Annotated in this window: 11 protein-coding genes and 1 pseudogene; 8 read left to right on the top strand and 4 right to left on the bottom strand. The window is 42.8% G+C overall.

The features are described from left to right. The first annotated feature begins 8 nt into the window (after positions 1–8). Positions 9–1,448: a glycoside hydrolase family 1 protein gene (locus G625_RS0109545; protein ID WP_029200946.1), complete on the top strand. Its 1,440-nt coding sequence runs from the start codon at positions 9–11 to the stop codon at positions 1,446–1,448. Positions 1,449–1,658: 210 nt separating this feature from the next. On the opposite strand, the gene G625_RS21255 is transcribed toward G625_RS0109545, so the two are convergent. Then, a complete protein-coding gene (locus G625_RS21255) occupies positions 1,659–2,618 on the bottom strand; it encodes a hypothetical protein (protein WP_049895829.1) in 960 nt (319 codons plus the stop codon). A 279-nt stretch (positions 2,619–2,897) separates the two neighbouring features. On the opposite strand from G625_RS21255, the gene G625_RS0109535 reads away from it, so the two are divergent. Then, positions 2,898–4,082: a GGDEF domain-containing protein gene (locus tag G625_RS0109535; RefSeq protein ID WP_029200945.1), complete on the top strand. Its 1,185-nt coding sequence runs from the start codon at positions 2,898–2,900 to the stop codon at positions 4,080–4,082. A 216-nt stretch (positions 4,083–4,298) separates the two neighbouring features. Here the strand turns inward: G625_RS0109535 and G625_RS0109530 are convergent, their stop codons facing one another. Continuing rightward, entirely contained in the window at positions 4,299–4,514 is a 216-nt protein-coding gene (locus tag G625_RS0109530; protein WP_029200944.1) for a hypothetical protein, read from the bottom strand. Positions 4,515–5,159: 645 nt separating this feature from the next. Here G625_RS0109530 and G625_RS19230 point away from each other — a divergent pair. The 6 genes from G625_RS19230 to G625_RS0109480 all read left to right on the top strand — a co-directional run bounded on the left by G625_RS19230 (position 5,160) and on the right by G625_RS0109480 (position 14,512). Then, a complete protein-coding gene (locus G625_RS19230) occupies positions 5,160–6,401 on the top strand; it encodes a haloacid dehalogenase-like hydrolase (protein ID WP_049895828.1) in 1,242 nt (413 codons plus the stop codon). A 368-nt stretch (positions 6,402–6,769) separates the two neighbouring features. Further along, positions 6,770–8,659 (top strand): leucine-rich repeat domain-containing protein, encoded by a 1,890-nt coding sequence (locus G625_RS0109515; RefSeq protein ID WP_084152837.1) that lies wholly within the window; start codon positions 6,770–6,772, stop codon positions 8,657–8,659. Positions 8,660–8,752: 93 nt separating this feature from the next. Further along, positions 8,753–10,105 carry a CapA family protein gene (locus G625_RS0109510; protein WP_029200942.1) on the top strand — a complete coding sequence of 451 codons (1,353 nt, stop codon included), beginning with the start codon at positions 8,753–8,755 and terminating at the stop codon, positions 10,103–10,105. A gap of 20 nt (positions 10,106–10,125) precedes the next feature. After that, positions 10,126–11,304, top strand: a complete 1,179-nt coding sequence (nagA, locus tag G625_RS0109505) for an N-acetylglucosamine-6-phosphate deacetylase (protein WP_029200941.1) — start codon at positions 10,126–10,128, stop codon at positions 11,302–11,304. A gap of 340 nt (positions 11,305–11,644) precedes the next feature. Beyond that, positions 11,645–13,237, top strand: coding sequence for an AAA-like domain-containing protein (locus G625_RS0109495; RefSeq protein WP_029200940.1), 1,593 nt, complete (start codon positions 11,645–11,647; stop codon positions 13,235–13,237). Positions 13,238–13,660: 423 nt separating this feature from the next. After that, positions 13,661–14,512 (top strand): hypothetical protein, encoded by an 852-nt coding sequence (locus tag G625_RS0109480; RefSeq protein ID WP_029200939.1) that lies wholly within the window; start codon positions 13,661–13,663, stop codon positions 14,510–14,512. A 367-nt stretch (positions 14,513–14,879) separates the two neighbouring features. Here the strand turns inward: G625_RS0109480 and G625_RS0109475 are convergent, their stop codons facing one another. Further along, entirely contained in the window at positions 14,880–15,740 is an 861-nt protein-coding gene (locus tag G625_RS0109475; protein ID WP_044932184.1) for a TrmH family RNA methyltransferase, read from the bottom strand. Between the two features lie 70 nt (positions 15,741–15,810). Then, positions 15,811–16,056: pseudogene (locus G625_RS22850) on the bottom strand (hypothetical protein); the annotation flags it as partial.

Raw genomic sequence — 16,056 nt, 5'->3', positions numbered from 1 at the left:
GAAATAATATGACTAAACTTCGTAAAGATTTTCTTTGGGGCGGTGCAACTGCCGCAAATCAGTTTGAGGGTGCATGGAATGTAGACGGAAAGGGAGATTCGGTTTCAGATCACTGCACCGGTGGATCATTCACAAATCCTAAGAGAGTTACAGTAGATATCGAGCCGGAGACATTCTACCCAAGTCAGGATGCCATCGATTTCTATCATCATTATAAAGAGGACATCAAGCTTTTTGCGGAGATGGGATTTAAGTGTTTCCGTTTCTCCATTGCATGGACACGTATCTTCCCCACAGGTATGGAGAAGGAGCCTAATGAGAAGGGACTTCAGTTTTACGACAATGTTATCGACGAGTGCCTAAAGTATGGCATTGAGCCACTTATCACAATCTCACATTATGAGATGCCGTATGCACTTGTTGAGAAGTATAACGGCTGGTATGGGCGTGAGCTCATTGATTATTTTATGAACTACGTTAAAACCATCTTTGACAGATATAAGGGTAAGGTTAAGTATTGGCTCACATTTAATGAAATAAATGCAGGTACCATGACGATGGGAGCAACATTATCACTCGGTACCATTAAGGGCTATGAAGGACCTATGATCCGGGTTCCGGATGAGAAGGCAATACGTTTCCAGGCATTGCACCACCAGTTCGTGGCAAGTGCGCTGACTGTAAAGTATGCTCATGACAATTACCCTGAGTACAAGATCGGAAATATGATCTGCTTCCTTTCAAGCTATCCCTTCACCTGCAACCCTGACGATGTTGTTGCAAACCAGAAGGAGATGCAGATCAAGAACTGGTTCTGTTCAGACGTACAGTGCCGTGGTTACTATCCTTCATACATGAACCGTTACTTTGAGGAGAACGGCATTGTGATCAGGAAGGAAGAGGGCGATGATGAGATCCTGAAAAACGGAACAGTTGATTTCTATACATTCAGCTACTATATGACAAGCTGTACAAGTACAGATCCCAACGCCAAGACTGTTGCCGGAAACATAACGGGAGGAGCCAGGAATCCTTATCTTGAGGCTTCCGACTGGGGCTGGCAGATCGACCCTAAGGGACTCCGCTGGACTCTCAATGAAATCTGGGATCGTTATCAGAAGCCGCTTATGGTTGTTGAGAACGGTCTCGGCGCAAAGGATGTTCTTGAGGAGGACGGAAGCATTCATGACTCCTACAGAATTGATTACCTTCGTAAGCATATCGAGCAGATGGAAGAGGCTGTGGCAGACGGAGTTGATCTCATGGGTTACACACCCTGGGGATGCATCGACCTCGTTTCAGCATCCACCGGTGAGATGGCAAAGCGTTATGGCATGATCTATGTTTCAAAGTATGACGATGGAACAGGCGATTACTCAAGAAAGAAGAAGGATTCATTCTTCTGGTACAAGAAGGTTATTGAGAGTAACGGTGAGGATCTGGGCTGATCAGGAAAAATTTATTGGAGAAAATCAGGAGCCTGACGATATATATAGAATCGGAATAGCCGTAATAAAAAACTATCCCCCGGCTGCGCGACTATGCCGGAGTTTAAAGTGACAAAGAAAGGATGCAACAGATGATATGAATCTGTTGCATCCTTTCTTTGATGTCCACAGGCTAAGACCGACTGTGCTAAGTGATACAGATGAGGATTATCAGAAGCTTCCGCCCAGATTTTCAAATGTGTCTATAACGACTACACAGTCCCCGGTTACTTTCTGCATCACAAGCTTCATGATGTTCTCAGGAAGAGCAACGCATCCGCCGGTATAAGGCTTAAGTGGTCCGAAGCAGTGGAGGAATATAGCAGAGCCTCTTCCGGGAGCACCCTCTTCATTGAAGCTGATGTTGAGGCAGTACTGGTACTGATACTCATAATCTGTGATATGCTCGCTGTTGTCCTTTACAAGCTCAGGAAAATCCTTTATATCCACCATTTCGTTATAATGCATACCTTCGCGGTCATCACCTGACCACCAGGTATCGTCGTCTACCTTTACATAAGGAATCTGACATCCCGGGTCATCGGCAATTCCGAAAGCTTTATTGAAGTGGTAGGTGCCTATAGGAGTCTGTGCGCAGCCCTCTTTATGATCCTCATCAAGGCAGAGACCGTTAAGTCCTACAAATCCGGGAGTTGACAGAATCTGTATCCAGTTTCCGCTCTTATCTCTTTCGTGCATTGAAACAGTAGCGGTTGTTTTATCCATGCCCATTCCGGCAACAACGAAAAGCTGCTTGGTGTTTTCGTCCCTGGCAGCATCCAGATTTGTTATCCATTCAGGAGATGGCTGTTCCTTTTGAATATCTGCGTGGAGTTCAACATTAGCCTTGGCGTCTGGTTTAGCGCCGGAAACATCATCTTTCTCTGCGCCGACAATCTCTCTGCGAACATTTGATTTTTCGGCAGTTGTTTCTTCAGCGACCGTGGTCTCTGCAGCAGCTTCTCCGGCTTCGGTAGATTCCTCCGTAGCGGCCGTGGTTTCTTCTGCCTGAGCTGAAGTTTCCGCAGTGGCAGAAGTTTCAGTAGTGCCTGCAGTCGGAATTTCGTTAGCGCCGCAGCCTGCCAGAACAAGACATAAAACAGATGCCAAAAGAATAGATTTTTTCATCATGATAATTACCCTCTGATCAAAAAGATATGTAACAGTTTCAACATAATAAGTTTATCACAATATGAGACAAAACAAGATGCAATTCTTTCGATAATCAACGGAAACTTTAAGTTTTACGGACATTGGTTATATACTATCGATTCCCTGCGATATAATCACTATCTACAGTTTGGAAGCTGTGATTGTCAGCTATTTTATTACTGAAGAGGCGTTTAGATCTTTGCAGGATTCTCCGCCGGAATCCACATTAACTGATAATAAGCTAAGGAATAGAAAAGAATGAATGTAAATTTAATATTTATAGAATTGAATGTGCTGTGTGTAACCGTATTGGCTTTGATCCTAAAAAAGGTCGTTTCAGGTTTTAGAAGGAGTGACAGGGTTAATGTTTCATTTACGAGGGTTCTCACAGCGCATATTTTTATGACAGTTTTTATATGTGTGACAGAGCTGCTCAGCAGTTTCGGAGGACTTGGTAAAGATTACAGAAATCTGATCCTGATATCCAGAACCTTATGCGATATAACAGTTTATCTGGCTGTTTACAGCTGGATATCATTTATTATAAAAACTGAGAAACCTTCCTATGAAAGAGATAAAAAGGGAGAGCTTTTCTGGGCGATGCCCTTTGTGGGATTGACAGCATTATCCTTATATTCCCCATTTACAAGGATGTTTTTTTACATCGATGGCAGTGGAATGCTTCATAACGGAGAGCTTGCTTTATTCCAAAAAGTGGTAGTTTACATGACGGCTTTGCTTGCATCTTCCACCTGTTTCAGCAATTCGAAAAAGTGTGATGACAGTGATAAAAGAAAACTTGTTGCAAGCATAGCGTTATATCCGGTTCTTCCGTTTATTGCGTCTGTTACGGAGCTTTACATCACCTCCTGTCTGGTGCCTGCAGCGTCAATGCTTATGCTTTTGACCATATATTTCAATAAGCAGGAAATGATGGTATGCAAGGATCCGCTTACGCAGCTAAACAATAGGACAAGACTGCTAAGGTATCTGGAAGAACGGATGGAAACAGGCAAGAATGGTCTTTATGCCATTATGATGGATATAAACCAATTTAAAGATATAAATGATCACTATGGTCATGTTGAAGGCGATAAGATGATTGTTTACGTGGCTGATTCAATAAGGGCTGTTCTTGATAAGGTTCCGCGAAAAGCATTTCTGGCAAGATACGGTGGAGATGAGTTCATACTGATCATCAATATGGACTCGGAAGGAGACATTAAAAACCTGATAAAGGCAATAAAAAGGAAGATCGGAAGTTTCGGACCGGGATTAAAGAAGATACCTTTGTCAATTGCCTGTGGTTATGTTAAATATGATAAGAAATATTGCGATATAGACAGTTTTATAGAGGCTGCTGATGAGGCAATGTACAGGGACAAATATAAGAACAGAAATGATGATGCCGATATGATGTTGGGACAGGCACTGTCAGGCTGAATCAATAAGGCTTTTTTCATATAAGTCATGCAAAGGAGAGTTATGGAAATCCATGACTCTCTTTTTGTATTGCAGAGTCGCCGATGGGAATGTGTCTGAATCGCAGATAGGTGGACTGCGGGTGAGTAGTGATTAAAAAAACAGAAAAAGAATACCTGAGTCCAATAGGGATGGACTCAGGTGTTCTTTTGATGGGACACTATTTAAGTAGATGATCTAATAGTTAGCAACACGTTTCATGGGCTTCTGAACTCTGCGGTTCTGTTTTGAACCTTTCAGTATCGTAAAAGATTTTGAAGCCATTCTTTTACGACGTACCCTTTCAACAGGATCGGACTCGGAAACAAAAAGTGAAAGAATTGCATCGAGAATATAATATCCTATGGATGCAATTGCAAAAAACAGAATAAGATTCATAAATAAATATTCCATATTGCCCTCCCTGCAAAAATATGTTTTTCATATTATCTTCATCGCCAACAATAAAAAGAATATAAGCCATTTATGAAATATGTATAAATCTTGTATGAAAAAAGAAAGAATTGGAGATTATAACACAATAGATAGTGGTGAGCAGGATGTGATTTAAGAGCTCATTTGTCATGCATACCGTATTGCCAGTATACGTTCCAAAAAATACATTCACCACTACAGGAAATAAGTACATGACCATATCTCCTCTGCCAGGGAGATAAAACCTCCATAGTATTACGTTTCTTTTCTACCCTTTCGATTATACTCTTTCCGTTTATGCGTTTACCGGAAAGTTTTATAGCTTAGATCTTTAGAGGTGAAAAAAGGAAGTAGTTAGGAATCCATATAACTATTGTATGTATGATGAGCTGTTAAAGCACTATCGACAATTACTGTTTTTATAAAAAGAGGAGCTTATGCACGGAAGGATTTGATATCCTTTGGTGTATAAGTTCCTCTTTGATTTGTAATACAATGGGGACAGTAGTGAAAAATAATACTTAAATATCCACTATAAGATCTTTTATCATGCTATAATTCAGTTGTCTATTTTTACATTGAGTAAATCAACTATTTTAGTTCATTTATATCAGGGGGTTAATTTTGGAACGGGAAAACACTACATCGATCGTATGGAAATATATAGCCATAGTGCTCATCGCAGTAACGATAGCTCTGACAGTTGCCATGGTCACACTTACAAACAGCAAGCTAAAGTCACGAACAGTTGCTGAAGAAACAACAGCTTCCGTGCAGGAGACCATTGCGGAAAGTGTTCCGGAGACTGTTCCGGAAACAGAAGCTCCTGTGGAACTATCTGCGGCAGAAATGGCCATCGAAACCGGCAATAACATGCTTAGCTACTGGACTGATTCAGCTCTGACCAAACAGCAGCTTATAGCCTATATGTCTGATATTACAGACGAGAGCAGTCCGAATTTCATACCGGTGGATCGTCGTATAGCGGTTTTTGACTTTGACGGAACATTGTTCTGCGAGACAGATCCGAACTACTTTGCTTACAGCCTGCTGACATATCGTGTTCTTGAGGATGAGGGATACAAGGGTAAGGCGAGGAAGTTTGAAAAGGCAACCGCCAAAAAGATTGTTGACCTAAATGAAAAAGGTAAACAATCAGCGAATCTTCCTTTAGATCATGCTAAGAGCATTGCTTCTTCCTTTGCGGGAATGACTCTTGATGAGCTTGATGCATACATTCAGAATTACAAAACATTTCCTATGCCGAGTTACAACGGACTTCTGAGGGGAGACGCATGGTATCTTCCCATGCTTCAGATCGTTGATTATCTTCAGGCCAATGACTTCACTGTTTATGTTGTAAGCGGAACCGACAGATTTATATTGCGAAGCATAGTGAAGTATTCTCCACTTAATGTTCCCATGAGGCAGATAATAGGTTCTGACGAAGCTGTTATTGCTACCGGACAGGATGATGAGGATGGTATCGAATATACATTCAAAGTAAAAGACAGGATTATCCTTGGAGGAGAATTTCTGAGAGGGAATGTTAACATGAACAAGACAACTGCCATCATTCAGGAGATAGGAGTGCAGCCGGTACTTTCTTTCGGCAATACCATGAGTGATGCCAGCATGGCCATGTATACCATAACCGGCAACCCTTACAAGAGCCTTGCCTTTATGCTTTGCTGTGATGATCTGGAAAGAGAAAACGGAAATCTTGATAAGGCCAATGCCATGTACCAGAACTGTGCCGAGTTTAACTGGATTCCGGTTTCCATGAAGAATGACTGGACAACCATTTACGGAGACAGTGTTACAAAGAAAGTCGGGGTAGATGAAGCCCTGGCTCCCTCAGCATGAAAATGGGGTCAGACCACACTGCAAATTTCTAACAAAAAATCTTTTAAACTGTAAGTGGGTATGACGCCCCTTACACATGAAGTGCTTTATATAATCGAAAGAGCGTAGATGAAACAATCAAGGGTTTCATCCACGCTCTTTTATATTGTTTATTAGTCAGTCCGCTTTGTCCACCGGCTGATTTGTTACTGATACTTCCTATTTTAGCTAATCGGCGATATGCGGACAATTATAAAAACAAAGATATTTAACGGCTCATAGTATCAGTCAGATAAATATAGGTAAGATATGTGTTGAAGACTGAGATTATGTTAAAATAACTAATAAAGATAACCGGTGTTTCATGTTTAAGGAAGGAACAATGTGGGATGAAACGAGTATGGATTATTTTAGTGGGGTTAATGATGTTGTTTGGATTATTCGGATGCAGATCGGAGGCCATGGGTGGTGAAAAGACCAAGGGGGAAACAGGCACCTGCGGTGAGAATATAACCTGGACTTACGATAAATCAACCCAAACTCTGACTTTCTCAGGTACCGGAGAGATGGATGCGGAGAAGTTCATGTGGTCGGATTATAAGATTAAAAAGCTTGTCATCGGCGAAGGAATTACGTCAATAGTGAGAAACGCATTTTATTCGAACCAGAATCTTACCGGTGAACTGGTGCTGCCAAGTACACTGAAAACCATAGGCGAGTTCGCATTTTACGGTTGTGAGGGACTGACAGGTGTTCTTACGATTCCGGATTCAGTGGAGAAAGTGGGAGACTATGCCTTTACTCGCTGCAAGGGCTTTACAGGTATCAAGTTGTCCAAGTCTTTGAAGGAGATCGGAGCGGAAGCATTTGCAGACTTCGAAAATGCTGAAGGCACGCTGGAACTGCCGGATGGTCTCGAAACCATAGGAAGATGTGCTTTTATAAGAGCTCGAAAACTGAGAGGAGATCTGATCATTCCGGATTCTGTGACTTCCATGGGAGACTGGGTTTTCAGCGAGTGCGGCTTTGACGGGAAACTGAAGCTGCCTGCAAATCTTGAAAAGATCGAATACTCCTGCTTTAACCATTGCGAGAATTTCGCCGGTGATCTTGTGATTCCGGACAGTGTTAAAGATATCGATTTCCACGCGTTCTGCGGATGCGGCTTTGACGGAACATTAACTTTGCCTAAGGGACTTGAGCATATCGGAAACGGCGGATTATCCTATATGAAAAGACTTAAAGGTTCGGTGGTGCTTCCCGACAGCCTGAAGCTTATGGAGAACAATGCCTTTGAAGGAGATGAGTGCATCACGTCGCTTAAGCTTCCGAAAAATCTGGAATACATCTGTTCCGGATGCTTCAGGGGATGCAATAGTCTTACCGGTGAGCTTGAGCTGCCCGAATCGCTGCTGGTTATCGGTGACCATGCTTTTGGTGGAACTGCTTTTACCGGCACTTTGAAGCTTCCTTCAGGACTTATTTCCATAGGTGAATCAGCATTTTCCGGCTGCCGTGGCATTACTTTCATAGCAGGCTTTCCGGAAACACTTACACACATCAAGGATGGCGCATTTTCCGTTTGTGAAGGAATATCCGGGGAATTGGTATTCCCTGACGGACTCGCTTACGTGGGTAAATATGCATTTACCGGATGTGTTGGCATTACCAAGGTTACCTTCGGAAACGGCATCAGCAGCATCGGACCTGATGCCTTCGGAAAGTGCGAGGGACTTAAGTCTGCCGAGTTTACCGGCGCCATAGCAGATTATTACGGACAGGAGGAGAAGTATCCAAGCTTCCCCGAGGAATGTGTGATCAATGCTCCGGCATCTGCAGTGAAGCGTATGGACATCTGGAAGGAAAACGCGTCGAAGGCAGAGCCCGGAAAAGAGAGCAGCACATCATCCTCATCTGATTTTGGAGAGGAAAGGGAAGTGCCGTATTACTGGACTTCGGCGCTTACAGGCGAAGAATATGTCGGTGAAGGCCGACTGGCTGATGTTGTGCTGCTTTTTGACGATAACACTTTAAGTGTAAAGATTAATGGCCGCGAACTTCTTACCGCAAATTACGAAGCAGACATGAATGCAGATCCCGAGGATCGTACCATCACCACCAACGGATTCTTCTGCCGTGATGGCTGGATAGAGAGCCTTTCGTACGATACAGGTTTCTACAGCGATGACATACTGACCGGCACTATGGTGAAGGACGACGGTTCGAAGGAAGAGGTTCGGTTCCACACCGGATCGGAGGAGAGTCTGTATATCAAATAAATTGGGCAAAGATAAAGCATAGGATCATAAAGGTATTTTAGTTTGTATTATCAACAGGGGCATATTCATATATATTTTTTCGGAGGTAGATGAATGGCTAAAATAAGAAAGGGCTCTGAGTCAGGAATCAAGATGAAAAATGTGTGGATCAAGGTGAGCGTGGTGCTCCTGTTGTTTCTTACGGTTCTGTCAATTGATATCATGACTATGACTGCATCAGCAGGTTCCAGGGTGGCGGGTCATGGATGGCAGCCGGAAACCGGTGGAGCGGGAACCGGTATGCAGACTGAGAATGGAACCGGCATGCCGACCGGAATCGGAACCGGTATGGCGGCAGCGGGACCAACGGTGCCTTACGCCGGGGAAATATCGGGATTTTCCGGGACAAATGCTGCCAATAACAATAAAACCGGATCAGGGATGTCCGGCAAGCTTACAATGATCGCCGCCGGTGATAATCTGATCCATAAAACCATCGTGGACAAGGCCTGGCGTCCCGAGCTGGGAACCCATGATTTTCATTTTCTGTACACACCGATTCTTGACACCATACAGTCCCGGGACCTGGCTGTGATCAATCAGGAGACCATATTTATCTCTGACAATTCCCTGATAAGCGATTACCCCACCTTCGGAACCCCGCAGATCATGGGAGAGGCACTGGTGGACACCGGATTTGACATTGTGCTTTCTGCTACAAATCACACCTGGGATAAGGGAGTCCGCGGTGTGAATGATACATTGAATTACTGGAAGACCTTCCACCCGGAAATCACGCTTCTCGGAATTCATGATTCTCCGGCAGCCTTTAACACTATTGACTATGTGGAGAAGAACGGTATACGCCTTGCGATGTTCAACTATACCTATGGACTGAACGGTTTCAGTGTACCAGGTTCCCTGTACTACATGGTGAATCTGTTGGGACAGAAGGAAAAGTTCCTGAATGACGTAAGGCTTGCAGAGAATGAAGCAGACATGACAGTCTGTTTCCTGCATATAGGAGAAGAATATCATCATCAGCCTACGGCCTTCCAGCAGGCTTATGTGTATTCTCTCATTGATGCCGGAGCGGACCTTGTTATCTGCGCACATCCTCATGTTGTGGAGCCGGCAGGTTATGTTACCACAGCATCCGGGAACAGCGGCCTTGTTTTCTGGTCCTGTGGAAATCTGATCTCGGCACAGTCCAAAGTGCCGCGGATTCTCGGTGGCCTTGCGGATGTTAGCATAATAAAAGATGAAAACGGCACAAGGATAAGTTCCTGGGATTTCATCCCGACAGTTACACACTTCTCCGGAATGGACGTGAGGGTATTTTTACTGAAGGATTATAATGACTGGCTAGCTTCGAAGAATCATGCAAATTATAATGATGGCCCTCTCACCACAGACAGACTCTGGAATCTGTGGACCTCCGTTACGGGGCTTCAAAGAGAAGGATAGCGGGAAACGGAGGTATATTCTTGATATATAAAAATCTGAAAATTTTTACGGAGAATGGTATATTCCGTCCGGGTGTCATAGAAGTCCGTGATGATATCATTGCCAATGTTTTCATCGGAAATGATGTGCCGTCAGCCTTATCCAGTGAAAGCCTGGACTGTGAAGGCGCTTACTGCTTTCCGGGTATGACAGACCTTCACTTTCACGGTGCCATGAATTGTGACGCAGGCGATGCCACGGCAGAAGCTCTTCAAACCATAGCGAGATATGAGGCCTCAATAGGAGTTACTTCCATTTGCCCCGCAACCATGACAGAGCCGGTGGAAACATTGGAACGTATTTTAAGTAATGCGGCGGATTTTCGGGAGGATCAGATTGGCCACCCTGAAAGACATGTGGGTGAGGCGGAGCTTTGCGGTATAAATATGGAGGGGCCTTTTATCAGCATTGAAAAAAAGGGCGCTCAGAATGAGGCAAATATTTTGCCCTGCGATGAAGAAATATTTAGAAGATTTCAAATGGCCGGAAGAGGCATAGTGAAATTCATCGGACTTGCGCCGGAGATGAAGGATCCGACGGAGTTCATAGAGACTGTCGGAAGTGAGGTTAATGTAGCCATTGCACACACAAATGCAGACTATGATACCGCACTTAAGGCCATGAAAGCCGGTGCAAAACACCTTGTCCATATGTACAATGCCATGCCGGAGATGACTCACAGAAACCCCGGAGTAATCGGCGCAGCCTTTGATTGTAAAGATGTTAATGCTGAGATTATATGCGATGGAATCCACATCCACCCTTCGGCTATCCGTTCAACATTCAAAATGTTTGGAAGAGACAGGATCATCCTTATCTCAGATAGTTTAAGAGCCACCGGAATGGGGGATGGAACCTATTTTCTGGGTGGTCTCGAAATGAAGGTCGAAGGAAAGCAGGCCAGGATGCTCAGGGACGGTGCCCTTGCGGGATCCGTAACACCGCTCCCGGATTGTGTCAGGATACTCGTGAAGGAGATTGGAATCCCATTGGAAGATGCCATATACTGTTCAACAGTTACTCCTGCGAAAGAGCTTGGGATAGCTGACAGAAAAGGATTTCTAAAACCCGGAAGACAAGCGGATATTGTGTTTTGGAATGAAGATCTGTCTCTGAGATATGTGTTAGTGAATGGAAAAAATCCCAAATCACAACTTTAAGAAGTTTGAACACCACCTGGGATGGTTCTCACCGGCGAGAACCGTCCCAGGTGGATTTTATTGGAGGTGCTTTAAGCAGCCGCGTACCGTGTAGCGGTAAATTTCTATAAATATTTGTTCCTTAAGCTTGACAGATGAGGATTTATGTGAAGCTTGTCCGAAAGAAGATGTTAAAGTATGGGCTTGACGAAGAGCTTGCCTTGCAGGTGAATATTATGGAGTATTTGTGAGTACTATGGTAATATAGAGGTCGAAGAGGCCGCACGACTGGATTACTGATCTGGCCGTGCGGCTGTTTGTTGCAGTATTATGAGAAAGATCACGTGGAGAAAGATAAACAATGAAAGAGTTCAATACGACAGCAGTATGTATTCCGTCAAAACATTATATGGTTGATCTCTCTGATAGAGTAAAAGAAATAAAGAAGCTTGTGGATGATGGTAAGTATTTCGCTATTAATCGTGCGAGACAATATGGGAAGACGACTACACTTACAGCATTACGACAAGTGCTGCTTGATGAATATATTGTTCTTTCACTGGATTTTCAAAAGATAAGTAATTCCGGATTTGCAACAGAGGAAAAATTTGTTCAGGAATTTTGCCGACTTATTTGGAATAAAAGAAAAGTAATTGATGGAATATCGGTTGATTTATTAACAACGATTGAAGTATGGAAAGATGCCGAAAAACCTTCGACTCGTTTAGGAGAATTGTTTGATGCATTAACTGAATGGTGTGAAACATCAGATCGTGGAATAGTGTTGATTATTGATGAGGTTGATAGTGCTACAAATAATCAGGTGTTTTTGGATTTTCTGTCACAGCTTCGAGATGGATATATTAGTCGGGATACAGATGGTGTACCGGCATTTCAATCAGTTATCCTCGCGGGAGTCACAGATGTAAAACATCTTAAGTCGAAGATCCGAACCGAGGACGAACATAAGGTAAATAGTCCTTGGAATATAGCAGCAGATTTTGATATAGACATGAGCCTGTCTGAGGTCGGAATTAAGGGTATGCTCGATGAATATGAGGCTGATCATCATACAGGGATGGATGCGGCTGAGATAGCGAAATCCATAAGGAAATACACAAATGGATATCCATACCTGGTGAGTCGTATCTGTGAGCTGTTGGATAAAAAGCTGGTTCCTGATACGTTTAAAACACTTGCAGAAGCCTGGACAGATTATGGGGTTGATGAGGCAGTAAAGAAAATACTATCAGAGGAGAGCACACTGTTTGAGTCCTTGATAGGGAAGCTTACAAACTATCCGGAACTTAAGGGGCAACTTCGAAGGATTCTGTTGAGGGGTGAAACCATAGCTCATCTCCCTGATGATGAGGAACAGAAACAGCTTCGTATGTATGGTTTTATAGTAAACAATCATAATACGGTTGCTGTTGCCAATAGGATATTCGAAATGAGGCTGTACAATTACTTCATTGGTGAAAGTAAAGTTAACGAAGATTTAAGACAACTTGCGGCTTCGGATAAATCAATCTTTGTAGATAAGGATGGATGGCTTGATATAAGTAAGATCATGAGCCATTTTATCAAGGAACACAATATCATTCATAAGGATGATACTGAGAAATTCCTTGAAGAGGAAGGCAGGGAACGTTTTCTCACATATCTGGCTCCGATAATAAACGGAACCGGAACATATAGTATAGAAGAGCAGACCAGAGATCACAAGAGGATGGATGTTGTGATCCATTATCTGGGAAGGCGATATATCATTGAGCTCAAGATATGGAGAGGTGAACGATATAACGCTGATGGAGAAAAACAGATAGTAGATTATCTTGATAGATTTGGACTGGATACAGGATATATGCTTAGTTTTAACTTCAATAAAAAGAAGAAACAGGGCGTTGAGAGGGTTTGTATTGGAGATAAGATATTGTTCGAAGGGACAGTGTAGTCTTCCGGAGTTGTGAAATAATCAAATGTGAATGTAAGATACACCAAGATGACAAAGTGAAAATATCTATGGCGGACGGGAATTCCTGTCCGCTTTTCTGATATAAAGATGCTTTATGTTTTGATGTTCCTGTCTGAGTGTAGTTTTGGTGACCACGGTTTTCGGAAAAGTATAAAAACATCGAATATTTTGATTCTTGGGAAAAATTTCCATATTTATTGTGGGATTATATAATCACTGAAGCGAACATGACCCGGGAAAAGTTCAAATCAGAAATATGGGAGGAAGAATCAAGTGGCTACCGGAAACTTGGAAAGGTGGCATATGACAAATGTGCAAATTAGTATTACCTGAAATAAAAGAATTTCAGTATGATGAAATGTCATACGACTTAGAGTTTGATAATATAGGAGTTATAATGATATGAACAATGGTAAAAAGAGGTATTTTGTGGAATTGCAGGAGTATATAGATGGTTTTATACCGATGGAACCGACTCTGAAGATAACTGATCCATTAAGTTTTCTTCATGACTACCCCGGAATACATGATCAATTACCAGATTGGTTAGAAGGCCAGATGTTTGGAGTGTATTACTGGGATCGTTTTCTTGAAAAAGAGACTGCAAACTTTAAATATAAAGATGTTGAACAGACAAGAGATGTTTTGAATTCCAAACAGCTGAACGAAATATTAAAACCTATTTTCGACGATAGTATAAATATTAGTGATTATACTTTTGTCAGTTATACCAAAACTTTTCCGATTCCAGAGCAAAGGGAAGCTACTTACTCTATGATCTTTGTTGATGGAGACCGTGTGGCATTTGCTATAGACAATACCTATAAATACGAAGATTGGGGTGAGCTTATTGACGACATGATTGGTAAAAACGATAGAATTTGTGGAAGAGAAGGATTACATCATGCGTTTGTAATGTATACGGATTCATCGGATTCTTTGCCAATTTGGACATTCTATGAAAAAACTGTGGCCGGTTTTATTGTGGATCATGTCAGAAAACAATTGACTGCCTTTTCTCCTGAATCTGCAGTGCTTATTTATCATTTGCTCTATCGTTTATGTAGTGCCCAATATAGCCCTTTCTTTGGACAGTCATGGAGAACAGGCACAAAACATATACATGATGATTCAAAGTACTATCTTGGTGATAATCCATATATCCAAACATTTCGGCAAAAACTGGAAGAATTTCAGGAAAACTTTGATATGAACAGTATTGTGAGGATGTACTACGGATATATTTTTGATTAAAGGGGAAAGGAGACACAGATATTGTTTATGGATTTTCCAGAAGGGGTAAGAGTACCAGGCACCGTTAACTATTACGGAAACCGGAGCTGCACCGGATGTAAAGCTTGATGTGTATTGCCCGTACATGAGATCACCTTCTTAAAACTACGCGAGTTTTTTTTACACTTATATCATCACATTTTTCGTATAAGTTATGTGTAAAAATGTACGAGCCGGGTATAAGTTTTGTATAAGGATGGTATAAGGCGAAAAATCCACCGGAGAAGGTCCCTGTTGGTGAGAACCTTCTTCGATGGATTTTTAAGTGTCAAATGAAAACAGATATTCGAAAAGTATCGGCAGTCTGTAAGAATATATAGTACATTCACTATGCCAGCTGCCAGAAGATCACTGCACTTGAGGCGGCTACATTTAAGGAATCCACTCCATGGGACATGGGGATTTTGATGACATAGTCGCTGGAATTTAAGGTTTCTTCCATGAGACCATCTCCCTCGGTTCCGAAGATGATGGCAAGCTTTGGCTCTTCAAGGAGAGACGGGTGATTAATGTTTACGGACCGGTCCACAAGAGCCATAGCGGCAGTCTTGAATCCAAGTTCTTTAAGAAGATTCATTCCGGCAGCCGTCCAGTCACCGGGGTTTCCCTTATCAGAAGGAATATAGGTCCAGGGAATCTGAAATACGGTCCCCATACTTACTCTGGCGGCCCGCCTGTACAGCGGATCACTGCATCCGGAGGTAAGTAATACGGCATCGATATTGAGCGCGGCAGCAGATCTGAAGATAGCCCCGACATTAGTTGGATTTACAACATTTTCCAGTACCGCTATGCGGCGCATATCCTTACAGAGTTCCTTTACATCCGGAAGTGCCCGTCTCCGCATCGCACAGAGAACTCCGCGTGTGAGATTGAAACCGGTTATCCGGGAGAGAAGCTTCATTTCGCCGATATATACGGGGAGCTCATCTGAAGTATCAGTTGTCAATGCTCTGAGCTTTTTCATGAGTTCGGAAGTCTCTTTTCCCTCAAGGGTTTTCCCTTCAACAAGCAGAGAAATCGGTTCATATCCGGCATCCAGGGCACGGAAGATGACTTTGGGACTTTCGGCGATGAAAATCCCTAGATCCGGTTCATTGTAGTGGAGCAGTTGTCCCTCGTTATATTGAGAAAAAATTGCGAGATTTTCATTATCAAGACCGGTAATTGTGATATATTTCAAGTTCATAACTAATACTTCCCACACCCAAAAGGGCGTGAAACTCAGTGTTTACAATGTTTGCGGCGCAAAAATACCATTATGCCGCCGACAACTGCTCCGCGCAGGCCTCTAAGGGCGCTTTCAGATAGTTTGGCAGGTTGTTGATGAATTGCTGTACAAACCCTGCCATTTGAGCATCAGTGAGCGCAAAGAACTCTTTGACGGTTGAAAGCAGTGCGATCATGATTAGTCGCATAGAATGGTCAAAGGTTATTTCCGCTACTTCCTGGACATACAGGTAGAACAGTTCTCCGAGCGATCGGTGATCTGTGTTTGCCCTCTG

This window comes from Oribacterium sp. NK2B42, from assembly GCF_000424445.1.
Taxonomy (GTDB): domain Bacteria; phylum Bacillota; class Clostridia; order Lachnospirales; family Lachnospiraceae; genus Oribacterium.
This window is presented reverse-complemented; position numbering and strand designations above follow the sequence as displayed.